The organism is Ewingella sp. CoE-038-23, from assembly GCF_040419245.1.
Lineage (GTDB): Bacteria > Pseudomonadota > Gammaproteobacteria > Enterobacterales > Enterobacteriaceae > Ewingella > Ewingella allii.
Genome location: NZ_JAZHOH010000001.1, coordinates 996,456 through 1,020,120, shown reverse-complemented (window position 1 = coordinate 1,020,120; position 23,665 = coordinate 996,456). Strand labels below are relative to the sequence as shown.

At 54.6% G+C, this 23,665-nt stretch carries 28 protein-coding genes; 11 read left to right on the top strand and 17 right to left on the bottom strand.

The annotated features are described in order from the left end of the window. Positions 1–6: 6 nt before the first annotated feature. The 8 genes from V2154_RS04860 to V2154_RS04825 all read right to left on the bottom strand — a co-directional run bounded on the left by V2154_RS04860 (position 7) and on the right by V2154_RS04825 (position 6,242). Positions 7–1,083, bottom strand: a complete 1,077-nt coding sequence (locus tag V2154_RS04860; protein ID WP_353503919.1) for a flagellar basal body P-ring protein FlgI — start codon at positions 1,081–1,083, stop codon at positions 7–9. A 57-nt stretch (positions 1,084–1,140) separates the two neighbouring features. Beyond that, positions 1,141–1,743, bottom strand: a complete 603-nt coding sequence (flgH, locus tag V2154_RS04855; RefSeq protein ID WP_437342022.1) for a flagellar basal body L-ring protein FlgH — start codon at positions 1,741–1,743, stop codon at positions 1,141–1,143. A gap of 92 nt (positions 1,744–1,835) precedes the next feature. Continuing rightward, positions 1,836–2,618, bottom strand: a complete 783-nt coding sequence (gene flgG, locus V2154_RS04850; protein WP_353501293.1) for a flagellar basal-body rod protein FlgG — start codon at positions 2,616–2,618, stop codon at positions 1,836–1,838. Between the two features lie 27 nt (positions 2,619–2,645). After that, positions 2,646–3,380 carry a flagellar basal body rod protein FlgF gene (locus V2154_RS04845; protein WP_353501292.1) on the bottom strand — a complete coding sequence of 245 codons (735 nt, stop codon included), beginning with the start codon at positions 3,378–3,380 and terminating at the stop codon, positions 2,646–2,648. Positions 3,381–3,420: 40 nt separating this feature from the next. Continuing rightward, positions 3,421–4,605 (bottom strand): flagellar hook protein FlgE, encoded by a 1,185-nt coding sequence (flgE, locus tag V2154_RS04840; RefSeq protein ID WP_353501291.1) that lies wholly within the window; start codon positions 4,603–4,605, stop codon positions 3,421–3,423. Between the two features lie 15 nt (positions 4,606–4,620). Beyond that, entirely contained in the window at positions 4,621–5,463 is an 843-nt protein-coding gene (locus V2154_RS04835) for a flagellar hook capping FlgD N-terminal domain-containing protein (RefSeq protein WP_353501290.1), read from the bottom strand. Next, complete coding sequence (flgC, locus tag V2154_RS04830) at positions 5,463–5,888, bottom strand: flagellar basal body rod protein FlgC (protein WP_353501289.1); 426 nt, start codon at positions 5,886–5,888, stop codon at positions 5,463–5,465. The genes V2154_RS04835 and flgC overlap by 1 nt, the downstream gene beginning before the upstream one ends. 3 nt (positions 5,889–5,891) lie before the next feature. Next, positions 5,892–6,242 carry a flagellar basal body protein gene (locus V2154_RS04825; protein WP_353501288.1) on the bottom strand — a complete coding sequence of 117 codons (351 nt, stop codon included), beginning with the start codon at positions 6,240–6,242 and terminating at the stop codon, positions 5,892–5,894. A gap of 95 nt (positions 6,243–6,337) precedes the next feature. Between V2154_RS04825 and flgA the strand changes: the two genes are divergently transcribed. From flgA to V2154_RS04790, 7 genes are all read left to right on the top strand, one after another. After that, on the top strand, positions 6,338–7,150 hold the full coding sequence (gene flgA, locus V2154_RS04820; protein WP_353501287.1) for a flagellar basal body P-ring formation chaperone FlgA: 813 nt from the start codon (positions 6,338–6,340) through the stop codon (positions 7,148–7,150). Between the two features lie 90 nt (positions 7,151–7,240). Continuing rightward, on the top strand, positions 7,241–7,513 hold the full coding sequence (locus V2154_RS04815) for a flagellar biosynthesis anti-sigma factor FlgM (RefSeq protein WP_353501286.1): 273 nt from the start codon (positions 7,241–7,243) through the stop codon (positions 7,511–7,513). A 3-nt stretch (positions 7,514–7,516) separates the two neighbouring features. Next, entirely contained in the window at positions 7,517–7,957 is a 441-nt protein-coding gene (gene flgN / locus V2154_RS04810) for a flagellar export chaperone FlgN (RefSeq protein ID WP_353501285.1), read from the top strand. A 185-nt stretch (positions 7,958–8,142) separates the two neighbouring features. Further along, on the top strand, positions 8,143–9,090 hold the full coding sequence (locus V2154_RS04805; RefSeq protein WP_353501284.1) for a hypothetical protein: 948 nt from the start codon (positions 8,143–8,145) through the stop codon (positions 9,088–9,090). Between the two features lie 42 nt (positions 9,091–9,132). Continuing rightward, complete coding sequence (locus tag V2154_RS04800; RefSeq protein WP_353501283.1) at positions 9,133–11,694, top strand: glycosyltransferase; 2,562 nt, start codon at positions 9,133–9,135, stop codon at positions 11,692–11,694. A 129-nt stretch (positions 11,695–11,823) separates the two neighbouring features. Continuing rightward, positions 11,824–12,135: a type II toxin-antitoxin system TacA family antitoxin gene (locus V2154_RS04795; RefSeq protein ID WP_353501282.1), complete on the top strand. Its 312-nt coding sequence runs from the start codon at positions 11,824–11,826 to the stop codon at positions 12,133–12,135. Next, positions 12,116–12,652 (top strand): GNAT family N-acetyltransferase, encoded by a 537-nt coding sequence (locus V2154_RS04790; RefSeq protein WP_353501281.1) that lies wholly within the window; start codon positions 12,116–12,118, stop codon positions 12,650–12,652. The genes V2154_RS04795 and V2154_RS04790 overlap by 20 nt, the downstream gene beginning before the upstream one ends. Before the next feature lie 31 nt (positions 12,653–12,683). Here V2154_RS04790 and V2154_RS04785 read toward each other — a convergent pair whose 3' ends face one another. From V2154_RS04785 to V2154_RS04745, 9 genes are read right to left on the bottom strand one after another with little or no spacing between them, the layout of a single operon-like run. Further along, positions 12,684–13,883, bottom strand: coding sequence for a CDP-glycerol glycerophosphotransferase family protein (locus V2154_RS04785; protein ID WP_353501280.1), 1,200 nt, complete (start codon positions 13,881–13,883; stop codon positions 12,684–12,686). Between the two features lie 47 nt (positions 13,884–13,930). Continuing rightward, positions 13,931–14,323, bottom strand: coding sequence for an FAD synthase family protein (locus tag V2154_RS04780; protein WP_353501279.1), 393 nt, complete (start codon positions 14,321–14,323; stop codon positions 13,931–13,933). Between the two features lie 8 nt (positions 14,324–14,331). Beyond that, positions 14,332–14,769, bottom strand: a complete 438-nt coding sequence (gene fliJ, locus V2154_RS04775; protein WP_353501278.1) for a flagellar export protein FliJ — start codon at positions 14,767–14,769, stop codon at positions 14,332–14,334. Between the two features lie 24 nt (positions 14,770–14,793). Further along, entirely contained in the window at positions 14,794–16,116 is a 1,323-nt protein-coding gene (gene fliI, locus V2154_RS04770; RefSeq protein WP_353501277.1) for a flagellar protein export ATPase FliI, read from the bottom strand. Beyond that, positions 16,109–16,828, bottom strand: a complete 720-nt coding sequence (gene fliH / locus V2154_RS04765; RefSeq protein ID WP_353501276.1) for a flagellar assembly protein FliH — start codon at positions 16,826–16,828, stop codon at positions 16,109–16,111. Before fliH ends, fliI begins: the two co-directional genes overlap by 8 nt. Next, positions 16,828–17,850, bottom strand: a complete 1,023-nt coding sequence (locus V2154_RS04760) for a flagellar motor switch protein FliG (RefSeq protein WP_353501275.1) — start codon at positions 17,848–17,850, stop codon at positions 16,828–16,830. Before V2154_RS04760 ends, fliH begins: the two co-directional genes overlap by 1 nt. Beyond that, a complete protein-coding gene (gene fliF, locus V2154_RS04755) occupies positions 17,828–19,471 on the bottom strand; it encodes a flagellar basal-body MS-ring/collar protein FliF (RefSeq protein WP_353501274.1) in 1,644 nt (547 codons plus the stop codon). The genes V2154_RS04760 and fliF overlap by 23 nt, the downstream gene beginning before the upstream one ends. A 21-nt stretch (positions 19,472–19,492) precedes the next feature. After that, complete coding sequence (gene fliE, locus V2154_RS04750; RefSeq protein WP_353501273.1) at positions 19,493–19,846, bottom strand: flagellar hook-basal body complex protein FliE; 354 nt, start codon at positions 19,844–19,846, stop codon at positions 19,493–19,495. Between the two features lie 34 nt (positions 19,847–19,880). Further along, on the bottom strand, positions 19,881–20,885 hold the full coding sequence (locus V2154_RS04745; RefSeq protein WP_353501272.1) for a sigma-54 interaction domain-containing protein: 1,005 nt from the start codon (positions 20,883–20,885) through the stop codon (positions 19,881–19,883). Between the two features lie 436 nt (positions 20,886–21,321). On the opposite strand from V2154_RS04745, the gene V2154_RS04740 reads away from it, so the two are divergent. The 4 genes from V2154_RS04740 to fliQ are packed head-to-tail and all read left to right on the top strand — an operon-like array spanning position 21,322 to position 23,665. Further along, complete coding sequence (locus V2154_RS04740; protein WP_353501271.1) at positions 21,322–22,230, top strand: FliM/FliN family flagellar motor switch protein; 909 nt, start codon at positions 21,322–21,324, stop codon at positions 22,228–22,230. A 29-nt stretch (positions 22,231–22,259) separates the two neighbouring features. Continuing rightward, positions 22,260–22,613, top strand: a complete 354-nt coding sequence (gene fliN / locus V2154_RS04735; RefSeq protein ID WP_437342021.1) for a flagellar motor switch protein FliN — start codon at positions 22,260–22,262, stop codon at positions 22,611–22,613. Next, the gene (fliP, locus tag V2154_RS04730; protein WP_353501269.1) at positions 22,610–23,365 is read left to right on the top strand and encodes a flagellar type III secretion system pore protein FliP; all 756 of its coding nucleotides are present in this window, start codon (positions 22,610–22,612) and stop codon (positions 23,363–23,365) included. The genes fliN and fliP overlap by 4 nt, the downstream gene beginning before the upstream one ends. A gap of 27 nt (positions 23,366–23,392) precedes the next feature. Then, entirely contained in the window at positions 23,393–23,665 is a 273-nt protein-coding gene (fliQ, locus tag V2154_RS04725) for a flagellar biosynthesis protein FliQ (RefSeq protein ID WP_353501268.1), read from the top strand.

The following is a 23,665-nucleotide window of genomic DNA, read 5'->3' as shown; positions in this document are numbered from 1 at the left end:
GCTCCGTTAAATCACAACAAATTCGGCATCAAGCGCGCCGGCTTCATGCAAGGCTTGCAGAATCGACATGATGTCGTCCGGTGACGCGCCTAATCCGTTCAGCGTATCGACTATCGTTTGCAGCTTGGTGCTGCCCGGCAGGCGCACCAGATGGCCGTGCCCCTGGCTTATCTGGATATCACTTTCCGGCGTCGTTACCGTCCGCCCGCCAGCTAAGGCGTTTGGCTGGCTAACCCCTTTGCTCTCTTTGATCGTCACGGTCAAATTGCCGTGAGCCACCGCCGCCGCGTGCACCACCACGCCCTCGCCGATCACCACCGTACCGGTGCGTGAGTTGAACACCACGCGCGGCCGGGCCTTTTCAGGACTGATGGTTAAATCTTCCAGTTGCGACATAAAAGCCACCCTCGAACCAGCGTCGGCAGGTGCCCGCACGCTGACGCTGGTGGCGCTTTGCGCGGTGGCAATACCGCCTCCAAAGGAGCGGTTGATGGCGCTGGCGATGTTGCCAGCATCTTTGAAACTGGGCGTTTTGAGATTCAGCGTCACCAGCGGGTTCTGCACGAAGTCGGTAGGGATTTCGCGCTCGACGCTGGCGCCGCCCGGGATGCGTCCGGCGGTCGGGGTGTTAACCGTGACGCTCGACCCACTCGCGCCGCTGGCGCTGACGCCGCCAATCACGATATTGCCCTGCGCCAGCGCGTAGACTTCGCCGTCGGCTCCGCGCAGTTGGGTCAGCAGCAGCGTGCCGCCGCGCAGGCTTTTCGCATCACCGATAGAAGAAACCGTGACGTCGATATTCTGCCCGCGTGCGTACATCGGCGGCAGCGTGGCGTTGACCGCCACCGCCGCGACATTTTTCACTTTCGGGTCAATCTTGGCCGGAAGCTGTACGCCAAACTGGCGCAGCATGTTGACCAATGACTGGTTGGTGAACTTGACCTGATTTTTATCGCCGGTGCCATCAAGGCCGACCACCAGGCTATATCCCACCAGTTGGTTGCCACGAATGCCCTGAATGTCCACCAGGTTCTCCAGCGGCTGGTCGCAAAGAGCCTGTAAAGGCAGAGTGCCGAATAGCATGGCGGCGCACAGCACTAACCGCCGAAATGTGTGGTATTGCATGATTAACCTCATGTGTTAAACCGGGAACAGCGGATGGTTAAACAGACGAGTTAACCAGCCTGCGGAGTTGGCATCGCTCAGCGCCCCGCGCCCCGCGTAGGAGATGCGGGCGTTGGCGATGCGCTGCGAAGAGATGCTGTTGTCATTGCTGATATCATCCACGCGCACCAGCCCGGTGAGGCGGATGTACTCATCGCCCTGATTGAGCGTCAGCCACTTCTCGCCTTTAATTTCCAGCACCCCGTTAGGCATCACGTGATGAACCGAAACGGTGATGTAGCCGTGCAGGCTATTTTGCTGCTCGGTGGTGCCCTCGCCGCTGAAGTTACGTTTGGCGGAAGTCGAGCCCACCACGCCGTTGTAGGTATGAGTGCCGAAGGTGGCGGGCGCAATAGTGGCGTCGGAGTTCTTATCGAAATCCGTTTTTGCCTGCTTGCTCGACTGCGTGGACTCATCAAGCACAATGGTCAGAATATCGCCGACGCGGTACGGGTGCCGGTCTGCCACCAGTGACCAGCTGTAGTCATTCTGATAAAGCCCCCCGTCTTTGCCCTGTGACGTCGTTTGGGTATCCACCGGCGGCGGGGCATATTCCGCGTCGTCTTTATGGACGGTCATGGTTTGCGATTCGCAGCCGGTCAGGCAGAGCAGCAGCACGGCGCAAAGCGGGAGTAATTTATTCAAAACGTTACCTGCTAGTTAGTCGATGATCACAAGTTCTGGCTGATGTACTGCAACATGTCATCCGCCGCCGAGACCATCTTGGCGTTCATTTCATAGGCGCGTTGAACGGTGATCATATCGACCATTTCGTTCACGACATCGACGTTTGAGCCTTCCAATGCTCCCTGCTTTAAGGTGCCAAAAGCATCCTCGCCGGGCGTGCCCTCAACGGCCTGCCCGCTGGCGGCGGTTTCCAAATAGAGGTTGCCGCCTTCGGCTTGAAGACCGGCCGGATTGACGAAGTTCACCAGCGTGATCTGCCCCAGTTCGGACGGATTTCCGCTGCCGTCGGTGGCCGTCACCGTACCGTCGTCGCCAATGGTCAAATCCGCCGTGCCGTCTGGCACGCTGATTTCAGGCTGCAACGGCAGGCCCTGCGCGTTGGTGAGCTGACCGTCAGCATTGACGCTCAACTGGCCGTCGCGGGTATAGGCGGTGTCGCCGTTGGCGTTTTGTACCTGAAAGAAGCCCTGCCCCATGATGGCAACGTCCATCTTGGCTTCCGTGGTTTGCACATTACCTTCGCTGAACTGCTTCTGGGTGCCGATAATCTTTACACCGCTGCCGAACTGAATGCCGTTGGGCGCCATATTGTTCTGGTCCATCTGGGTGCCGGGCGCCCGGTGGGTCTGATAGAACAAATCTTCGAATACCACGCGGTCGCGTTTAAAACCGTTGGTGTTAACGTTGGCAATGTTGTTGGCGATGGCGCTCATTTTCGCGTCTTCAGCCGACAGGCCGGTTTTACTGATAAATAACGCCGGGTTCATGGCGGGTTTTCCTTAATAAAGAGGAGATCACGAATCTCGCAGCAGGCGGTTGCCTGCATCACTGAGATCTTCGGCGGCTTTCATCATCTTGATCTGCGCTTCGAACTGCCGGTTCAGCGAGATAGTCGACACCATTTCGGTGACCGCCGAGACGTTACTGCTCTCGAGGCTGTTGTCCACCAGCGCGACGTTCTCATCCACCGCCGCGGGCAGGCCGGTACGGGTAACTATCTGCCCACTGGCGTTTTTGCTCAGTTGGTTGGTCGGCACGTTGACCAGCTTGATACGGTCGACTTCCATCGTCGCGGCCACATCGCCGTCATCTGGCAACACGGAGATGGTGCCGTCGGTGCCCACTGAGGCCAACGCGTTGGGCGGCAGCACGATAGGCCCGCCGTCACCCAACACCGGCAGTCCGCCGATGGTCAGTGCGCCGTCGGCATCCTGCTGCATATTGCCGCTGCGGGTATAAACCTCACCCTGCGGCGATTGCAGAGCAATCAGCCCCTGACCTTTTATGGCGACGTCAAGCGGTCGGCCGGTTTGCACGATGACGCCGGGTGTCATATCGACGCCGCCGTCCTCCTGCTTCACCAGAAAACGGCTGCTGTAACCCTCGCCCGGTACCGCCTCGCTTCGCGCCTGATCCAAATCAGCACGAAAGCCGTCGGTATTGGCATTCGCCAGATTATTAGCGCGGATCTGCTGCTCCATCAGGGTGTGAGATGCCCCACTGACGGCGGTGAAAATAAGATGGTCCATAGACCTATAACTCCTTCAGTCAAAGAGCGATGAAATACCGTTAGATAGACTGGAACAGCGACTGCATCAGCTCGTCATCCGTGGCGATCACTTTGGTATCGGCCTGATAGTTGCGCTGGGCACCCATCAGCTCCACCAGCTCACTGGTGATATCCACGTTTGAACTTTCCAACATGCCGGAATCGAGCGAGCCGTACATGCCGGTGCCTGGCGTGCCAATCACCGCCGCGCCGGACTCTGAACTTGCGGTCCATGAGGTGCCGTCCTGCGCAACCAGCCCATTCGGATTGGCAAAATTCGCCAACACGATTTGGCCCTGCAACATCCGCTCGCCATTGCTGTAGGTGGCGTAAACGCCGCCGTCATCATCAATCGCCACGCCAGTGCGTTCCGCCGAGGCATAGCCGTCCGCGTTGTTCGCCGTCACCGAGAATTCAGAGCCGTATTGGGTACAGGAGGAGTAATCCAGAGAGATACTCAGGTCAGCCGCGCCCGGCACCGGCACGGTCAGAACGGTCGGCGGCGTTGCCACCAAGGCACCGTTGGTGTCGAAGGTCAGCGTGGTGGTTTGGTCAAGATTCTTGCCATCCATGCCGTAGTGCATTTCCCAGGTGTTATCGCCGGTTTTCACCATGTATTGGGTAAGAGTGTGCTGCTGACCGAGAGAGTCATACACCTGTGAGGTATAGGTATTGTTGTAACTGGCGCTGTTTGCTGAGTCGAAAGGCGTGACCGTCGGCACGGTAGAAGAAGCATCGAAGTTGGCGGTGAAATCCACTTTGCTGGATGCCTTGGCCGGAATATTGCCGGTCGAGACGCTCAGGTCAGTCACGGTACCGGTTTGCAGATTGCCGTTCGCATCGACCGGATAGCCCTGCACGAAATTGCCTTGGTTATCGACGATTTTGCCGTTGAGATCTGTCTCGAAATATCCCGCGCGGGTATAGCTGACGTCCCCTGACGGGCTGCGGGTAATAAAGAAGCCGTTGCCGCTGATGGCTAAATCCATCGCGTTGCCAGTGCTCATCATGCTGCCGCTGCGGGTGATGCTTTGCGCAGTACCGGCAGTGGTCACGCCCATCGCCTGTGACCCGGCGTAGACGGCAGAAAACTGGGTGGTGCTGGATTTGTAGCCAACAGTACCCGCATTCGCAATGTTGTTACTGATGCTGTCTAGCTGGTCATTGACCGCGTTAAGCCCGGAGGCTGCAATGCTTGCGCTCATAGTGAGATTCCAAAATTAAGAGAAAGAAACGGGGATGTCACCGTCTGTTACAGGGGTTAAAAATTCGGTCAACATGATGAAAGGCACTTCACCCACGCCGGAAACGTTAAGGACCGGCGTGCTACCATCCAGCGGAATGCGCACGTCAGTGACGCGGCCTTCGACCTCAATAGGGATGTTGGATTCGCCGGTATTGGTCACCACGGAGATGTCGTAATCTCCCGGCGGAATGCCGTAGTCGGCGGGATCGATGCTGAAATCAACCGGGCCGGGAGACTGCTCGCCCAGCGGCACGGTGTACTCGTTGCCGGCAGAGTCTTTGAAATTGAGATCGACCGTGGTGCTGGCGTCGGTAATGGTGACGCGCCCGGTGATGCTCTGGCCGTCGGCGACGGTGACGGTTGACGCCTGCACCATCACATCATCACCAATCATTTTGCCCAGCATCATGACTTGTAGATTGCTCATCAAAATCGAGTTGTTGGACATCTGGCTGGAGAGATCTTCCGCCATCACTACCTGCGCCATGGAGGCCAGCTGGGTGATGTATTCGGTAGGATCGGTCGGCTCGGTCGGGTCCTGATTCTCAATTTCTGCCACAAACAGGGTCAGGAAGGTGTCTGCCATAGACGGCTCATCGGTCTGCGGCACATCGCTACTGTCATCGCCCACGCCGCCGGAGCTGCCGACGTTATTACTGGCCCCGACATTGCTACTGGCTCCGACATTATTGCTGGCCGCTGGGGCTTGCGCGCCGACCGTTTTGGCTTTCGCCACTGGCTTTTTAACCGCGCTTTGCTGGCTGGCAGCCAGCAACATGGCAGCATTTTGCATGCTGGCTGACGTGTCCTGGATCATCAGGCGTCTCCCAGCTTGAGCACGCTTTGCTGCATACTTTTCACATTGTTCATCACGTCAACGTTGGTTTCGAAGTTGCGCGACGCGGACATCATGTCGGCCATCTGCTCCACCACGTTCACGTCGGGGTAATAGACATTCCCGTCGGCATCGGCCAGCGGATGGTTCGGCTCGTAGCGGCGAACAAAACCGCCGGACTTGACGATATCCGCGACCTGCACGCTGGCACTGGCGAGGTGATCGCCCTCTTCGTGCTCGCTGTTATTGTAGATAGCGGCAAACACCGGGCTGCGTGCCTGATAGACACTGTCGGCGCTGGCCGCCGGGGATTCAGCGTTAGCCAAATTGCTGGCGACGGTATTGAGACGCAGGGTCTGGGCAGTCATGCCCGAACCTGAAACCTTATAAATATCGGCAAATGACATCAGTTATTTCCCTTCAATGGCGGATTCAAGCCCGCGAAAACTCATGTTGAGAAACGACAGGCTGGTCTGAAAACTCATGGTGTTCTGGGAGAACGCCGCCTGCTCAATATTCAGTTCGACGGTATTTCCATCTTCAGAAGGTTGATAAGGCACACGAAATTCCAGATGAGGAGCACAAGGAGGCATAGAATTATCATTTGCACGTTGCATCTCCTGCGCAAAATCCATATCTTTGGCCTTGAAATTTGGCGTATCGACATTCGCCATATTTGCAGAAAGTATCTCCGTCCTCTCAAGACGTAACTCTGCAGCCAGTGGACTTTGACCCAGTGCTTGCTGAAAATTAATTCCCATCTTCCTCACCTTGAAACGGTATTAAAAAATCTCGTGTAGCGCTTGTAGAGCAAGTCGCGTGCCAGTTTTTTAACTTATTGATTCAAGGTGAATTTATGAAAAATCCTCAGCCAAACCGGAACCCGCGTTTCCGCTTTTCTTTCCGTTTACGTCGGCAAATTTCCTTCCCGATTCACTGTGCTGCCATCGCGGCTTTGGGACTCGCAGCGTCGGCTCAAGCCAGCCTTGCCGCACCGCCTGTTGCCACCAGCGCGCAGCAGCAAATCACCCGCGATGTCACTCAACACGCCATTAAAGTGCTGCATGACTACGCGGATAAGCAGGGCTGGAAGGATGAGAAAATAAAACTGTCGCTGTTCGTTCCGCCAACCGTCAGCGCCTATCCCCTCTGCACACAGCCTTTGAAAGTCAGCGCGCCGGATAATGCCGGGTTCCAGCTCAATCATCAGCGCTATCAGGTAGCCTGTGGCGACAGCTGGTCGGTGACGGTCAATGTTCGCCCCGACATCACCCTGCCAGTGGTGATGACCAAGGGGGATATTCCTCGTGGCGAAACCTTAACCGAGTCGAATCTGACCTTGCGCCGCTACAACGTCAGCAGCGGCAATGGGAAATTCATGACCGATCTGTCACAGGTGATTGGCAAACAGACTCGCTCGCAGCTGCGCGCCTCCAAGCCTGTCACGCCGCAACAGCTTGAGATGCCTCTGCTGGTGAAGCGCGGAGACGAAGTGATCATCGACATTAGCATTGAGGGGATTGATGCGCGGACTAAGGGATTAGCGATGAAAAATGGCCATCAGGACGAGGTGATTAGCGTGCGCAATGAGAGCAGCAATCAGGTGGTAAAAGGCAAAATTCAGGCCGACGGCTCAGTCGCGATCAATGCGCCGGTGGCTAATTTGTAAAGCAAGGGTGAAATAGACTTAAAGATCCCCTGCCCTCGTGCCGCTTTACTCAGGTAACAGCACTTTTGTCCCAGCATTTACGAGGCAGATATGAAAATTAACCCTAATGTTGCCGCGCCACAGGCCGCCACGTTAACCAGCCGACGCCCAACGACGACGCCGAATAAAAGCGCCGTTGCGCCACTGAGCCATGATGATCAGCAGGACGAAATGGATGCCGCCCGTAGCCAACTGGCCGTCACACCCGACGGCGCGCCGGATGCCGAGCAAATTTCGGCCTTACAGGCGAGCGTGCAATCCGGCGAATTTAACCTCGACAGCGACGCTATCGCCGGGTCTATGCTCTCTTTCTTCCGAGGATAAGTCATGAGCAAAGCGACACAAATCAAACGCATCCTGTTGGGTATCCGCGAGGATAATCGCCACTACGAGCTGCTGTGTACGCTGCTTGAATTGCAATCAAGCAGCATGATCCGTCGTAACAGCCAAGAGCTAAACGACATCAATGGTCAAATTCTGTCACTGCACCGGTTGATCAGTTTCAACGCCAGTGAGCGCCGCACCCTGCTCGAAGAGCTGGGCTTGCCGGCCAACAACAAAGCCATTCTCTATCTGATTAGCAAACTGCCGGCTACTGAGAAATCGCGAGTAACGCAGTGGTGGCAACGCCTTGAAAGCCAAGTTCGGGTGTGCAAAAAACGTAATGCGCGCAACGGCGTGCTGCTCAATATGCAGCAAAATATCCTGCAAAAACTGCTCGGCACTCCCGACGACTTTTTGTATCACGATGCCCAAACGGCGCGCTAGTTTCGGCTTAGCCCGGAAGAATTAAAGCGGAAATAGCGGAAATCACACTTCCGCTCTCCTCCCCACATCCGCTCGCAACCCATTGAAATATAAATCTTAAACCACTCTGGCACAGCGATTGCAATCTCTGCGCAACCTCAACGATGCGCGCATCGCTGCATCTATGCCTGATTAAAGGATTTTGTATGACCCAGTTAAGTCGCTACCGCCCCAACTATGTCCGCCATTTTATCGAGCAGCATCCGCAAGGGCTGTGTGATGTGATGTCGATTCACTGGCAGCATGAGATCCGCCAAACACTGCTATTAGGCGAACGCGCCTGTTGCGAGTCAATTCTCTGCCAGCCGGACGCCCTATGGCTGGAAGAGTCTCAGCATCCCGCCAATGATGAACACACCGCCCTCTCCCCGTGGATCCAGACGCTAAACCAAGCCGCACTGAACCTTGGCACACTGCCGGAGCTCGACAGCGCGCAGAAGCTCTACAGCATTGGCGTGATGATCTCTTATGCCAGCAAACGCAGTGGCAAAGAGGCTAAAGATTGCGCGGAAATCTCCCGTCTGCCGGAGGAGCTGGCTCAGTTGGCCAGCGATCGTCGCCTGCAAGAGCAATATGAAGAGTTGCCGATCATCCCCAGCGTGCAGCTCGACTTTCTACGTGAACTGAACAGCCTGGAGATCCCGTGGGAGAAGTTGCCGGAGTCGCCGCGCAAAGCGACCTTTATGCTGCAACTGGCGCTGATGGGAAACCTGGGTGAAGCTGGCGAAAGCCGCCTGTTGGAACAAATTCATGACATCTGGCGCCAGCGTGGTCGTCCTTTCTTCAATCAGCGCCGCTGGATGCTCAACAACTACCTGCTTTACCGTCTGTATCACGACACCTTCCCGCAGCATGAAACCCTGCCGCTGGCCGAGGTTTACTTTGATCTCGTCGCCGATTACTTCCTGCTGCGTAGCCTGCTGTGTCTGTGGATGTTGGACGGCAGTGAGTTAGATGACCAACTGGTGGTAGACATTTTCAGCCTGTATCACCAGTGGCGACAGAGCAACCCGATCACCAGCCAACAAATTCAGGCATTGCGCAGTCCGTCGGTCGAAGCTGACTTAGCCGCATTCGCCCTTCTGGTTTATTGATCCCCAAAGCTGTTCGACATTTGATAGATGCAGGTTGTTATTATGGAGAAGTCCACTGCCGGTCTGCGGGTAAAGCGCCCGATTCCTTTTGTTAGCGTGATTTGCCCGACGTGGGAGCGCAGCGCGTTTCTGCCTTACTTGCTGTATATGTTTCAATATCAGGATCACCCGGCCGATCGCCGCGAACTGATTATTCTCGATGATTCCGCCATCAGCCAGCAGCCGCTGATCGACAGCCTGCTGGCGCGCGATCCTTCGGCGAATGTGCGTTATATCCATCATCCAGAGCGCCTGAAGCTGGGCAAGAAACGTAATATGCTCAATGAATTAGCTCAGGGTGAGTACATTCTGTGTATGGATGATGATGACTATTATCCGCCGGATAAAATCTCTTGGACCGTCGCCGCCATGCAGCAGTGCGGCGCGCTAATTTCCGGCTCGGACCGCATTAATATCTGGTACAGCCATCTCAATCGCATTTTTAAATCTCACAGCTTTGGCAAGAAGCATCTGCTGAACGGCACCTTCTGTTATCACCGTAACTACCTGAAAAACCATCGTTATGACGATGAAGTCGAAATGGGAGAAGAGACATCTTTCCTCAATAATTTCAGCGTGCCGGTGCTGCAACTTAGTGAAGAGAAAACCATCCTCTGCGTGTCGCACAGTAATAACACCTTCGATAAAAACTTTATTCTGCCGAGCAGTGAAGCCGTGTCGGCCAAGCTGGAAGATATCGTCAGCGACCCAATGCTGCGCAACCATTTTCTCAGCCTGCACAACGCCACGGCCAGTAAACCGGTGCAGTGGCAAGCTATCGATCAGGTTTTAGTGATCAATCTTGATAGCCGCCCGGATCGCTGGCAGGCGATGCAGCAAGAGCTGGCCGCGCTGCAGGTGCCCCCAGAGAAGATTCGCCGTATCAACGCCACGCCCGATGCCTGCGGGCAGCGCGGTCGGAGCCTGTCGCACCTCGCCGCGCTGACTTTAGCCCAGCAGCATGGCTGGAAGAATTATGTCCTGATGGAAGACGACGTGCGCTGCGTGAAACAGGCGCTGACCGTGGACGCCGTTAATCGTCTGATGGGCGCTATGCAGCGCCTGCCGTGGGAAGTGGTGCTGTTTGGCAGCCATATTCGCACCGCCGCGCCGCTCGGCAGTCTGCCAGGCGTATGGAAGGTCAATCAGGCGCAAGAAGCCTGCATGTACGCCGTCAATCAGCCCTATTTTGCTGATTTTCAACGCCTGTTGAGCGAAAGCCTTGAGGGGCTGACGCGCACCGGCGACGTGGAACGATTTACTTTCGACCACTATTGGAACGGCGAAATGGCGCAGTGCAAATGGCTGGCGCTGTCACCGGGCTTTGCCTGGCAGGCGCCGGGCTATAGCGATATTGCCCGTCAGGAAACCGACAGCGTGTCGCACTATTTCAGCAAAATTATGCGTCCCGCCAGCCAGCCCGATTTTCACGTCAATGTGCCACAGGGTGAGGATCCGCTGGCGAACACTGTCGCTTTCTATATGGAAACGGCCTTCCACTATTCGGTTTATGAGAAGGTGATCGACGCACTGGTCGCTCGCGGCCAGCCCTGTCATTTGATGATTGCCGACAGCATCCAGCCCGCCTTCGTCAAAGAGATGACCCAGTTTCTGGATAATCTGGCCCGGCCCGATGTCAACGTCAGTCTAGTTTCTGTGGTGCGAAAATCCGGCCTACAGTATGGCTGCGTGGTCAGCCCTTACCATACGCCGCTGATTGCCGGACTTGGCCTGCGCAACGCGCGAATGATTTACGGACTGGCAAAAGACAACTGGGGACATGCCTGGTGGAACGTGTTTTATGACCGGATTTACTGTTACGGCGAACACACCCGCAGCCGCCTGAACCTGTTGAATACCTGTGAAACCGTCGGCAATCCGCGCTTCGACGACTGGTATCAAGGCAGGGTGGACACCTCGGTCCTCAACTTCCTTAAACTCGACGGCAAAAAACCTACCCTGCTCTATGCGCCAACCTTTGGTCCGCTGAGTTCCCTTCCCCACTGGTCGGAAGCGTTAAGCCGCTTACAGAGAGAATTCAATCTGGTAGTGAAGTTGCATCACGGCACCTGTAGCAAACAGGAGGAAGCCGCCGCGCTGAAGCAGGCAAAATCCCTGTTCCGCAAATGCGTCAGTGACGCCAATTTAAACCTCCCCCTGCTTCATCGGGCGGATTATGTGCTGAGCGACAATAGCGGTTTTATTTTCGACGCCGTTCAGGCTGGGAAAAAAACTGTGCTGCTGCGATCTCCGGCACAGGTTCAAAAGCTGCAAGAGCCGCATTCCCTGTCAAACTCGCAAAGCGCCGAGCAGCAGATCCAACAGTTGCTGCCGGTCGCTGATGACATCAGCGATCTGCGCCGTGCCCTTGATCCCCACTTTGATTGGCACCAACACGACACGGGGCTTGAACGCATTCGCCACCACTACTGCGATAGTTTTCAAGACGGCCAGGCCGGAGAGCGCATCGCCCACAGCCTGCAAACCCTGATGAGTGAACCCGTCGGCGCCGCGCTGGCAGAAAACCATTTCCTGCGCAGCCTGCGGGAGAAGATGTTTGGTTGATTTAATCATACGGCTGTCAGCCGTACACGTTGACATCAGGTTCAGCCGCGCTTAAATTATAAGCATACGGCCATTAGCCGTATTGAATGTTAATTTGCCCGCCGTTAAGGGCGGGATAATGAGGTCGTTATGCCTAAAGCAGCTACTCTCTCCAATGAAGTTCGTAGCGTTAAAAATGCTCGGGTTGAGTTGAAAACGAGCGCGGATATTAAAGATCTTCTCAGGGAAGCCGCAGCAGCGGCGGGTTTGGATTTGAGCGCATTTATCTTAAATGCCGCCATGGAACGCGCAGAAACCGTACTCGACAACCAAAGAAGTCGACAACTTTCCGCACAAAGTTGGCAAGAAGTGAATCAGCTTCTTTCTGAACCAGCAGCACCAACATTGGCCTTACAAGCCTTGATGCGGAGAAAAAATAGCAATGGCCAAAGCGCAAAATGAAACCAGTAGTGCCATAGTTTGTGGGTATCAGGCGGATATTATCTATCCGGGCAATCAGCTTTTTGATTGCGGCAACGCAGTCATTAACGCCTATGTGCGTAATTCGCTAAAGAAGAGCGTCAAGGAAGGGAACTGCGCGGCCAAGGCGCTGATTGACGCTGAAACCGGCGAGCTGTTGGGCGTTTGCACTTTTTCCGCCTACTCGCTGCAAAAAAGTAAAGTGACGGGAGTTATTGCCGGTTCACTCCCCAATGATATTGGCGTAGTTCGCCTGATTATGTTGGGTGTCGCCGCCAAAGAGCAAAACAAAGGCTATGGGCAAGATCTGTTGCTGGCCTTCTTTGAGCAGGTGAAGGTCATCCATCAAGCTTTACCGATAAAGGGGGTGTATCTAGATGCCGCACCCGAAGCGGTTAATTTTTATATCCGCCTCGGCTTCGTTGCGCTCAATGAACCGGCTAACACATTCGGCGCAGTACCGATGTTTCTCGCTATCCAGCACATCCTCGCCGCGTAATGACAAAACCCGCCCTCAGGGCGGGCCTATTTCACTTCACTGACGCCATCTCCCTTTCAATCCCCGCCGCCAACGTGGCACAGGCTTCATGAACAGGCGTTGGGAAAATATCCTCCAGCAATGCCTGCCGGGCGGCTTGTTTATGATCCTTTTGCAGCGCGGTGTTGAGGGTGGTTTCTAATGTTTCCAGCGTGAAGGGATAACTGAAATCATGCTGGCCGGGCAATAACGAGTAATCTGGCTCGAAGTTTTGATGCTCACCAGGCTGAAGATCCAACGTCATTACCGGTTTTCCCGTCAGCATGAAATCGAACATGATCGAAGAGTAATCCGTGATCAACAGATCAAATCTCTTCATATGCGGATAGATATCCACCCCGGCCGGAAGCGTATGTAAATGGGGGATTTTCCGCTGATCATTGATATTTTGATAGACATACAGCGGGTGCGGTTTCAGCCATAAATCAACGTCCTTCGCCACGGCCCAATTGAGTATTTTTATCAAGAATTCAGGGGACGAAAGCAGAGTGGCTTTGCCACGCTGCCAGGTCGGGACAATCAGCACTTTCGGGCGCTTGCGATTAATCGCCTGGGCCAGCACGCCTTTAAGCTCCGCGCCGATCAACTCGTGGCTGCGGGCTTTACGCAGCAAGACTTCATTGCGCGGGAAGCCGGCACGCAGCATCTGTTTATTGCCAAATACCTGCTGCCAGAAACCATCGAGTTTTGGCGAAGTGCTGAGTACCGCGTTAGCGCGGGTGGCACAGTAAAAGGGAATACGCAGCGAGACGTCGGCCACGCCCAAATGAGGAATCAACTGCATTAGCAACCGCTTAACTGAAATGCCGTGCCAAAGCTGGATCTGCTTCGCGCCGTGCAGACAGGCAAACAGCGGCAAGTTGCGCAGTAAACTCTGTGAAGGATTGACGCAAAACACCGCCACCGCGGCGTGCAGCAGCAGGTCAGCACTCTGGGTAAAATCCTCTCCCAAATAATGGCAAGGCAACTTGTTTTGCTGCAAAAGATCAATCACCCCCCTCTCCGCCGAGCACCAGATCACCTCAATATGCGGACAGTTCTCCAACATATACAAATAGAGATATTTACTATTATCACTAAAACTTTCGCGACCAAAAAACAGCACCCGGCGTTTTTTTGGCACTTGGCACGACAGCGACTCAAGAGAATGAACGGCTTCAGAAATCTGCTCAGGGGAAATAAAATTTTGCATACTCAGACTCTTATGATAACGAGGGGCGGATCGCCCTCGAGGAAGATTCACATCGACTTAACCACCTCAATAATCGATGTGGTTGAAATTGAAGGTGTGCGTGGCAGGTAAACCACCTCACACAGCGTGGAAAAAGAGTCAAAATGCCCCTTCCAGTCATCACCCATCACTAGAACATTCGCGCCATATTTGCTGATGTATTCGGCTTTAAGCGCCAGCGATTGTTCGAGGAACACGCCGTCTACCGCCTTGAGACCGCCGATGATCGCCATGCGTTCCTGTTGCGAGTAAACCGGCATCCGCCCTTTTTTACTGATGTTCATAATGTCGGAAGACACTCCGACGATCAGCTTGTCACCCAACTCGCGTGCGCGAGTGATAATGCTTAAATGGCCGACGTGAAACACATCAAAAGTGCCGAAGGTAATAATGGTTTTCATGGTCCTTCCTATTTGGACTGTCGCTGGCGAAGCCAGCACTGGGTCGCGATGCCATCTAATTCTTTCTGCTGGCGGGTATCCTGTTCCTGCTGCCAGAGGTTCTGCTTTTCCTCCATCACCAGCGACAGGGTTTTCTCTTTACATGCCTCAGCGACCAGCTCCCGTTGCAGGCTTTTGGCTTTGATCGCCGCCATAGCCTGCTCTTGGGTTTGCCAGTCGATAACGCGGCGAATATTTTTCTTATAACTCACCTTGTTTTTCAGCGCCTCGGGGCTGGTGAGCTGGGGATTGAGGCTGATTTTCTGCGTCAGAAGATTCAAGGTTTTGATATTGGTTTCGTAGCGTTGGCAGAGCTGTTTCTGACTCGCCAGACGGCTGGTCAGCTGGTCCACGCCCTGTTGACGGATCTGGCGTAGACGCTGGAGGGTATCAATGATCTCTTTCATCCGATGTCATCCTTAATGCCAGCTTTAAGCCGGCGGGTTCATCTCAGTCAGGCGGCTGATGGTTAAAGCCAGAGGCGCGGGCTCGGTCACTTCCTGACGTAAAAAACCTTCAATGTAGGGGAACATTTTCACCGCGCGATCGGCGTTGGGATCGGCACCCAGCACGTAACCCCCTAACGGAATCAAGGGCTTGATTTCCATATAGCTGGCGTAGTTTTGCTTTAAAAAACGCGCGGCCCGCTGATGCTCGGGCTGAGTCACCTGCGTCATACAGCGGCTGATGGAGGCGCAAATATCGATCGCCGGATAGTGCCCGGCTTCCGCCAGCTTGCGGGTCAGCACAATGTGGCCGTCGAGCACCGCACGGGCGCAGTCCACTATCGGGTCCTGCTGGTCATCCCCTTCGGCCAGCACGGTATAAATCGCCGTCATCGAGCCAGAGCTACTGCTATTGCCCGCGCTTTCGACTAATTTAGGAATGATGCCGAAGGCCGAAGGCGGATAGCCTTTGGTGGCCGGAGGTTCGCCCAGTGACAGCGCAATTTCGCGCTGAGCCATGGCGTAACGGGTCAGTGAATCCACCAGTAGCAGCACGTCTTTGCCCTGATCGCGATACCACGCCGCGATGGCGTGGCACAACTCGGTGGCCTTTAAACGCATTAAGGGGGATTCGTCTGCCGGGGCCGCCACCACAATGGATTTCTTCAGCCCGGCCGGGCCAAGGGAGTGTTCGATAAACTCTTTCACTTCGCGCCCGCGTTCGCCAATCAGCCCCACGACTACCACTTCGGCGGCGGTTTCGCGGGTGATCATGCCGAGCAGCACGCTTTTGCCGACTCCGCTCCCCGCCATCAGCCCTACGCGCTGGCCCTTGCCGATGGTCAGCAGGCCATTGATGGCTTTGACGCCGACGTCCAACGGCTGGCTCACCGACTGGCGAGTCAGGGGATTAATAGAGCGCGGTTGGGTATCGAGCACCTGAGTGCCGCTCAGTTTCCCCAACCCGTCGATGGGCTCTCCCAGCCCATTTACCACCCGCCCAAGCCAACCTTCGCCGATCACGATTTCGCGCGGCTTATTCTCCGGGAACACACGGGCACCGGCTGTTAGGCCGATTAAAGGTTTAAAGGGCATTAGGTAGGTCACTTCCCTATTGAAACCCACAACTTGTGCATCAATTAGCTGGTGATCGCCGGCTTCGATTCGGCACAGCTGGCCCGTCGCCAGCTGGCAGCCGACGCACTCGAGCAAAATGCCGTTGGCGCGGATCAGCCGCCCGGCAACGCGAGCCAGACTAATGGACTCAATTGAGCGCAGCGCTTCATCCAGCGAAGTCAGTTCACTCATCTTTCGCCGCCGGTAATAAACTCTCTTTAAGTACCGAAATGCACTGATCGAGACGATGTTCACAGCCAACATCGACTTCCGATAATTCTGTCACGACGCGGCATTCGCCCATCTCCAGCTCGGCCATAGGTTGCAAGCCCCACTCCTCCACTTTCTCGGGCGAGACGTCTTTAATTCGCTGGAACTCCGTAGGATTAAGGAACACGCTGAGGGACGTGGGCGGTGTCGCCATGCCCCCCAGCGCCTCTTCGACTAACGCCAGCAGCTGGCTGGGTTGCAGCGCCAGTTCGCAGCGAATCACCTGACGGGTGACTTTCTCCACCAGTTGCAATAACTCTTCGCGCTGGCGAATTTGGTAGTGCGCCAGATAGTCATTGGCCTCGTGGGCAATGGCATCCAGAGGAGAGCTAGCTTGACTAAACTGGCGGCGCCCCTCGGCTTGCCCGGTCAGTGAACCTTCGGCAAAACCGTCGCGATAACCCTGGTCATGGCCCTGAGCGCGCCCCTCTTCCAGACCTTCCACCCGGCCCTGCTCCATGCCCTGCGCGAAGCCTTTATCCAAGCCCTCTTTAAAACCGTCCATCAACTGTTGCTGATAGTCTTTGTTTGGCGACTGGGCGCCGCGCAAACCCCGGCTGCGCAGCGGCGGGAACTGGTGCAGCCGATAGCGGCCTTTTAGTGTCGTCAGCGGCTCCTGATTTTTATTCATCATCAATCCGCCATCTGCTCAGAGAACAGCTGTAGCTGAATTTCACCGGCATCAGCCAATTCACGCGCCACGCCCATGATCTCTTTACGCACCTGTTCGATGCGGCTCATCGGAACGGGTCCCAGACGACCCGATGCGGCTTCAAGCTGCTGCGCCTGACGTTTCGGCATCACGCCAAAGATAGCTTTGCGCAACGCTGGCTCGGTGCCTTTCAGCGCCACCGCCCAGTCGTCAAGCGGCACGGCATCCAGCAATTTGACGCGAACCTCTTCGCTCTGGCGGCTGATGATAAAGAAGTCATACATTTCGTCCTGCAAGGCTTCGAGTACCGTCTCATCGCGGGCGCGAAGCTGATCCAAAATCTGCTGCTGATTGCCCTGATAGCGGTTGACGATATCCGCCGCCTGCTTGATACCTTTGACCTTCGAGCCGTGCTCGGAGAGCACCGAAAGGCCGCGTTCAATCAGCCTTTCCAGCTCGTCAACCACATCGCGATTGACGTCATCGAGCTTGGCGATGCGATAGAGAATTTCGTCCTGCTGGCCGTCTGACATAAAGGACATCACGGTGGAAGCAATGTCCGGGGGCAGGAAGGCCAGAAACACCGACTGCAACTGCAGATGCTCTTCGGAGATAAGCACCGCAATCTGCCGAGGGTCGACCCATTGCAATCGCGCCATGCGATAGCGGATCTCATCGCCGTAGATACCGTTGATCACGCTGCTGGCTATCTCACCGCCCAAGGCTTTGTTGAGGATATTTTGCAGCAGCATGCGCGACCCGCCGTTGATCCCGCTCTGCTCGCGGTAATCATTAAAGAAGTTGTTGATCACCTGCCGGGCCTGCACCAGACGCACCCCCGAGAGTCGCGCCATGTTTTCGCTCAGGCGCACTACCTCTTCGCGGCTCAGTTTCTGCATCACGGTGGCGGCGGCTTCTTCACCAATGCACAGCAGCAGAATCGCGGCCTGCTCGAGGTAGTTTTTCGGCGTGCTGTTTTTGTTATTTGGGCTGGTTTCGCTCATTGCTGCCTATCCATTGTTTGAAGACATCCACCACGCGATCGGTATCGCTGATGGCCAGTTTTTGCAGGAATTCAATCTTGGTTTCCAGGCCCGAACTCATGGCCGGAAGGTTGTCCTCTCCGGGGAAGGAAGGCAGGTCGAGACCTTTGCGCTCTTCGCTGGCGCCGCTGGCATCCACCTGAAGCACCTGCTGGTCGAGGCTATCGTCTGGCACCGCCACCGCCACAGGTTTGCTGTTGACCGTCGCCAGACGCTTGGCGAGAGGTTTACCCACCAGCAACAGAGCTAACAGCACCAACAGGCCGCTGCCAATCAGCTCCACCCATGACATCAAGTCGGGGTTTTGCCACCATTTCAGCGGAGCCGGCGGCGTGACTTTGGCGGGAGCAATAAACTGCATCATGCTGAGGGAGAGCACGTCGCCGCGCTGCGCATCAATTCCGGCGGCGTTTTTCAACACCTCCTGCAATTGGGCTTTTTGGTCATCTTTCCACTCTTTCACCGCGCTCTGGTTAAGCACCACCGCGACGCTGAGACGTTTGATTTCAAAACCTGGATGCTTAACGTGGCTGATCACCGTGTTGTAGTGATAGACCTTGGTAGTATCCATGTGGCTATTGCGTGCGCTTTGGTCTTTTTTGTCGACTGGCGCGGCTGGCGTATTTGCCGCGGCGGCTGCCGGTGGGCGGTTGCTCAGTGAGCCGGGAATACCCATCGCCACGCTGTCCAGCGTGTCATCACTCTGCACATGCTCATTAGTGACCTTAGGATCGCCTTGGTAATTCTCACGCGTCTCTTCGATGTCACTCATATCCAGCTCAGGCATGATGCTGATGCGGTAATTTTTCTCGCCCACCAGCGGCGTCAGCACGTTGGCTAAGGCCTGATGCGTCTGATCCTGCAAGGTCGAGAGCATCGAGTTACGCTTCTTGCCGCCCGTGGCTGCCACGCCGCTCACGCTGTCGGAAAGCAGATTCCCCGCCTGATCGACCAGACTGACATGCTCCGGTTTTAGCGACGGCACGCTGGTCGCCACCAAATGCACAATGGCGTTAATTTGGTCGTCAGCAAGCTGGGTTCCGGCGCGCAGTTTGACCATAATCGAGGCACTATTTTCTGGCCCGGCATTGACCACAAAAGAGCTGGATTCGTTGATAGCCAGCTGCACCCGCGCTTCTTCCACGCCGTCGAGGGACATGATGGTTTGCTCCAACTCCCCTTCCAGACTGCGTTTGTAGCGAACGTTTTGCACAAATTGGCTGCTACCAAGCAGCTCGTCTTTGTCCATCAGCTCATAGCCGGCGGGTTGAATCGACTGCACGCCTTTGGCCGACAGTGTCATTCGCGCGCGGGAGACATCGGAAGAGGGCACCAAAATGCGGCCATCGGAGGGGCTAATGCGATAGCTGATTTTTTCTGCGTCGAGCACTTCCAGCGCTTTAGCTACCGGGATCTTCTCCTGAGAGCCAAACAGCGCGGTGTAATCTTGCCCACCGATCCACATCCAGGCGACGATACCGCCAGTGGCAAGCACCGCGACCAGCGCCAGAACCAGCAAACTTTTTTTATCACCGGGAGTGCCCTTCAATGCCGGGATCCGGCCTTTTAAACGTTCAAACACGCTGAACTCTCTTATGGCGGATTAGATGGAAAGGCCCATGATTTCTTCAACGCCCGAGGCCACTTTGTTGCGTACCTGAACCAGTGCGGAGAAGGAGATGCTGGCTTTTTGGCTGGCGAGCATGGTCCCCACCAGATCATCACTGGTGCCCATGTTCATCGCAGTCTGCTTATCGGAAGCCTCTTGCTGAATGTTGTTAACCGTGCCCAATGCCTGCGACATTACCCGTTTGAATGATAAATCCGACGATTCGCCGTTATGGGCTATCGCCATGCTATCCGCAGCGGAGGTGTTCGCCGCGCCGCTCATGCGCTGCATCTCTTGCATCATTTGCCGTTGGACAGGTGCAAAACCCGCCCATTTAATCTGTTCCATCGGAAAACCTTTGGCCGGTCTGCCCGGCGGAAAATTAGAAATAGACGTCAGTATCGATACCGGACTCACGCATGGCGGCCAGACGGTAGCGCAGTGCGCGAGTGGTAATGCCGAGCGAGGCGGCGATTTGCGATTTATTGCCCTGATACTTCTTCATCAGGTCAGCAATATGCAGATGCTGAGCACGCTTGCCGGTGCGCAGCAGCGTAGCTTCGGCGTCGCAGTCCACGCCGGGGTGCTCAATCAGCATGCTGTTAGCGCGCTGGCGGGCGAATTCCATCTCGTCAAAACCGAGATTCTGCGTGGTGATCACCTCGCTGGTGCTCATGATCATGCCGCGCTGAATTACGTTCTCCAGCTCGCGCACGTTGCCCGGCCAGAGGTAGTTAAGTAGCGCCGTTTTCGCCGCTTCGGAAAGTGTCAGGTTGGCGCGGATAGCGCGGGAGTATTTCGTAATGAATGACCAGGCCAACGGCATGATGTCTTCGCGGCGCTCACGCAGCGGTGGGATGTTAATAGGCACAACGGAAAGGCGGTAATAGAGGTCTTCACGAAAGCGACCAGCGGCCACTTCTTCCTGTAAATTCTTATTGGTGCAGGCAATCAGGCGGAAATTAAGTTTGATGCGTTTATTACTGCCAAGGCGTTCCACCTCGTGCTCTTGTAAAACACGCAATAGCTTGGCTTGTAATAAAAGCGGCATATCACCGATTTCATCGAGTAACAGCGTGCCGCCGTTAGCCATTTCAAACTTACCTGCGACGCTATTTATTGCGCCGGTAAATGCGCCTTTCTCATAACCAAACAATGTAGATTCCAGCATAGCTTCGGGAATAGCCGCACAGTTAACCCCAATATAAGGATGCTGGTCTTCATTAAAGGCATTCTGATGAATATATTTCGCCACGCACTCTTTACCTGTTCCTGTTTCCCCGCAGATAAGTACCGGGACATTAAAACTGGCAACGCGCTCGGCTAGAGAAAATACATTAGCACTGGCTGGCGTGTTTATTACGAAATTGGCGTCATTATTTGTCATCGGATTTTCTCACTTTTGCGATGTGGAAATCAGGAAATCAGATTGACTTAGGAAACACTTATTGACGTTAAACATTGTGCCCGTCAATCAATCTGCGCAAATGATTACACACATTTAATGAGAAATTTATTAATAAGACATTATTTAGATCTTAAACCAATTAAAACAACAACATATCATTAAACCCAGCAGCAACTCCGGGTTTAACGCCTTATTTAATAATTTTTTAATAACTTTTTAATAAGGCAACTCGCATTGTTTTATTCACCCACTCAATGTTTAATGAAGCCATTCAAAAATAAAGAGCAACGTCTGGGTGCATACAGAAACAAAGCGACCTCAACGGCAAGCTTCTTTAATAGGCATTGAAAATTACTTTCAATATAAATGACGCCACTGATTATCCATCATCGCTAACAGGGTAAGTGACCAGTCCATGAGTGCGAGAAATCCACGTAGCAAGGTAAAGGTTGTTAAATACAGCCAGACACCAAACATATTTAAACTGGAAGGGAATAAGCTCGGCAGACCTTATCATCGTTTGCCAAAAGCTTTCCTGCTTCATTTTGATGTTACCGATGCCAAGCTGAACACTTATTTCCTCAGAAAGTTCCGCGTTAATGCCACGCTCGGTGCCTTTAACTTTGCTATGGATAAAGAAGAAAAACATGCGGAAATTATTATTTCGCAATTTGGCATGATCGGCTTTGATGTTGACCGTGACTTATTATCCTGCATATTAAATGATTATTACGGTTTGGCTCGCCCGGAAGACATTGGCGAAGAACCACAAGATGGCGAAAAGTCCGCCCTTTTCCCGCTCAGCCGCACTGAAGAGCGCCTGAAATCGAAACTGGCGCTGGATATCGTGCGACTCATTATTCATCCCGGCATGATGGGCACCCAGTTGGAGTTGAAACCCGACCTGTCGGCGGTAAACAGCCAGTGGTCATATAAAGTGAGTTTCAGCCTCAACGGCTATCCGTCAGGCCAGTTTCATATTTACCTCGACCATCATCATGCTGACCTGCTGCTGGCGGAAATTCGCCGCAAAATGTCGCGCAGCCAGCCTACTGCCCATGAAGAAAACAAGGCCGCCCGCTCGATAAAGCTGCTGGTCGACACCCTTCCGCTTGAGCTAAACGCTCGCGTCGCTCAATTACAGATGATGGTGGCGCAGCTCGCCGCCATTAAGCCCGGCGATATTTTGCCCGTTTCTTTAGCGCAGAAATTTCCGGTGTTTGTCGGTAAACAGCAGCTCTTCAACGCGCTGATTGTCGAAGACCGAACTCGTTTGTATTTAACTGAGATCGTAGAAAATATCACCGAGGATAAAGCCTTATGAGTAAAAAAGACGCCATCGAAACGTCGGATATGGACGATTTCAACTTCTCCCTGGACGATGACTCAACCGACAACGCCGCACCGTCGGTGCCGGCCTCACAGCCCGACGCCCAGAACGCGCTGGCCCGTCGCCACACCTCACTGCTCAGCCGTATTCCCGTCACCCTGACGCTGGAAGTGGCGTCGGTAGAAATCGCCCTGTCTGAGCTGCTGCGCATAGATGACGACTCGGTGATCGAGCTGGACAAGCTCGCCGGTGAACCACTGGACATTAAGGTCAACGGTATTCTGTTTGGTAAAGCCGAAGTGGTGGTGCTGAACGAGAAATACGGCATCCGCGTGCTGGAATTTAACAGTAAAGAAATAGATGAATTAGCGTTATGAAGAGATCACGGCTGATCCTCCTCGGCCTCGCACTCGGCCTGTTTTCACCCCTGGTCCTCGCCAAGGGTGGAGATATCGCCTTTTTGAACGTTATCAATCAGGCCGGTGGCGGCCAAGAGTACAGCGTCAAGATTCAGGTGCTGATCCTGATGACCCTGCTCGGCCTGTTGCCGACTATGGTGTTGATGATGACCTGCTTCACCCGGTTCATCATCGTGCTGTCAATTTTGCGCCAGGCCATGGGGCTACAGCAGACCCCGCCGAACAAGATCCTGATTGGTATTGCCCTGTCCTTGACCCTATTGGTGATGCGCCCGGTGTGGATGAATATCTATGACCACGCCATCGTGCCTTATCAGAATGACCAAATTACCTTGCAAGAAACGCTGAGCACCGCCTCCGTGCCACTCAAGAGATTCATGCTGGCGCAGACCGACAAAAAGGCCATGGCGCAAATCATGGATATCGCCGGAGAGAAAGGTGATCCGCAGGCGCAAGACTTATCGATTGTGGTGCCCGCTTATGTGCTGAGCGAGCTGAAAACCGCCTTCCAGATTGGCTTCATGATTTACATCCCGTTCTTAGTGATTGACCTGATCGTCGCCAGCGTCCTGATGGCGATGGGGATGATGATGCTGTCGCCGCTGATCGTTTCGCTGCCCTTCAAACTGATGCTCTTTGTACTGATAGACGGCTGGTCGCTGACCGTCGGCACCCTCACCCACAGCATTCAAGGGCTTGGCCTGAGCTAAGGCTCCCGCCTCTTACGAGGAAATAACATGTTAACCATAGATACCGCGGCGGATGTCGTCGCAGGTGGCATCAAAACGGTGATCACGCTGGTCTGCGTGCTGGTCGTTCCTAGCCTGCTAGTTGGGCTATGCGTCAGTATTTTCCAGGCCGCCACCCAAATTAATGAACAGACACTGAGCTTTCTGCCGCGCCTGATTGTCACCCTGTTGATACTGATCATCTGTGGGAAATGGATGATGGTGCAGCTCAGTGACTTCTGCATCGCCATCTTTACCCAAGCCAGCGTGCTGGTGCATTAA

What these genes read in the sequence shown, in the direction of transcription:
- V2154_RS04860 (WP_353503919.1), bottom strand. Translation starts at nt 1,083, where the DNA reads ATGCTATTCGGCACTCTGCCTTTACAGGCTCTTTGCGACCAGCCGCTG.
- flgH (WP_437342022.1), bottom strand. Translation starts at nt 1,743, where the DNA reads ATGACCGTCCATAAAGACGACGCGGAATATGCCCCGCCGCCGGTGGAT.
- flgG (WP_353501293.1), bottom strand. Translation starts at nt 2,618, where the DNA reads ATGAACCCGGCGTTATTTATCAGTAAAACCGGCCTGTCGGCTGAAGAC.
- V2154_RS04845 (WP_353501292.1), bottom strand. Translation starts at nt 3,380, where the DNA reads ATGGACCATCTTATTTTCACCGCCGTCAGTGGGGCATCTCACACCCTG.
- flgE (WP_353501291.1), bottom strand. Translation starts at nt 4,605, where the DNA reads ATGAGCGCAAGCATTGCAGCCTCCGGGCTTAACGCGGTCAATGACCAG.
- V2154_RS04835 (WP_353501290.1), bottom strand. Translation starts at nt 5,463, where the DNA reads ATGATCCAGGACACGTCAGCCAGCATGCAAAATGCTGCCATGTTGCTG.
- flgC (WP_353501289.1), bottom strand. Translation starts at nt 5,888, where the DNA reads ATGTCATTTGCCGATATTTATAAGGTTTCAGGTTCGGGCATGACTGCC.
- V2154_RS04825 (WP_353501288.1), bottom strand. Translation starts at nt 6,242, where the DNA reads ATGGGAATTAATTTTCAGCAAGCACTGGGTCAAAGTCCACTGGCTGCA.
- flgA (WP_353501287.1), top strand. Translation starts at nt 6,338, where the DNA reads ATGAAAAATCCTCAGCCAAACCGGAACCCGCGTTTCCGCTTTTCTTTC.
- V2154_RS04815 (WP_353501286.1), top strand. Translation starts at nt 7,241, where the DNA reads ATGAAAATTAACCCTAATGTTGCCGCGCCACAGGCCGCCACGTTAACC.
- flgN (WP_353501285.1), top strand. Translation starts at nt 7,517, where the DNA reads ATGAGCAAAGCGACACAAATCAAACGCATCCTGTTGGGTATCCGCGAG.
- V2154_RS04805 (WP_353501284.1), top strand. Translation starts at nt 8,143, where the DNA reads ATGACCCAGTTAAGTCGCTACCGCCCCAACTATGTCCGCCATTTTATC.
- V2154_RS04800 (WP_353501283.1), top strand. Translation starts at nt 9,133, where the DNA reads ATGGAGAAGTCCACTGCCGGTCTGCGGGTAAAGCGCCCGATTCCTTTT.
- V2154_RS04795 (WP_353501282.1), top strand. Translation starts at nt 11,824, where the DNA reads ATGCCTAAAGCAGCTACTCTCTCCAATGAAGTTCGTAGCGTTAAAAAT.
- V2154_RS04790 (WP_353501281.1), top strand. Translation starts at nt 12,116, where the DNA reads ATGGCCAAAGCGCAAAATGAAACCAGTAGTGCCATAGTTTGTGGGTAT.
- V2154_RS04785 (WP_353501280.1), bottom strand. Translation starts at nt 13,883, where the DNA reads ATGCAAAATTTTATTTCCCCTGAGCAGATTTCTGAAGCCGTTCATTCT.
- V2154_RS04780 (WP_353501279.1), bottom strand. Translation starts at nt 14,323, where the DNA reads ATGAAAACCATTATTACCTTCGGCACTTTTGATGTGTTTCACGTCGGC.
- fliJ (WP_353501278.1), bottom strand. Translation starts at nt 14,769, where the DNA reads ATGAAAGAGATCATTGATACCCTCCAGCGTCTACGCCAGATCCGTCAA.
- fliI (WP_353501277.1), bottom strand. Translation starts at nt 16,116, where the DNA reads ATGAGTGAACTGACTTCGCTGGATGAAGCGCTGCGCTCAATTGAGTCC.
- fliH (WP_353501276.1), bottom strand. Translation starts at nt 16,828, where the DNA reads ATGATGAATAAAAATCAGGAGCCGCTGACGACACTAAAAGGCCGCTAT.
- V2154_RS04760 (WP_353501275.1), bottom strand. Translation starts at nt 17,850, where the DNA reads ATGAGCGAAACCAGCCCAAATAACAAAAACAGCACGCCGAAAAACTAC.
- fliE (WP_353501273.1), bottom strand. Translation starts at nt 19,846, where the DNA reads ATGGAACAGATTAAATGGGCGGGTTTTGCACCTGTCCAACGGCAAATG.
- V2154_RS04745 (WP_353501272.1), bottom strand. Translation starts at nt 20,885, where the DNA reads ATGACAAATAATGACGCCAATTTCGTAATAAACACGCCAGCCAGTGCT.
- V2154_RS04740 (WP_353501271.1), top strand. Translation starts at nt 21,322, where the DNA reads ATGAGTGCGAGAAATCCACGTAGCAAGGTAAAGGTTGTTAAATACAGC.
- fliN (WP_437342021.1), top strand. Translation starts at nt 22,260, where the DNA reads ATGGACGATTTCAACTTCTCCCTGGACGATGACTCAACCGACAACGCC.
- fliP (WP_353501269.1), top strand. Translation starts at nt 22,610, where the DNA reads ATGAAGAGATCACGGCTGATCCTCCTCGGCCTCGCACTCGGCCTGTTT.
- fliQ (WP_353501268.1), top strand. Translation starts at nt 23,393, where the DNA reads ATGTTAACCATAGATACCGCGGCGGATGTCGTCGCAGGTGGCATCAAA.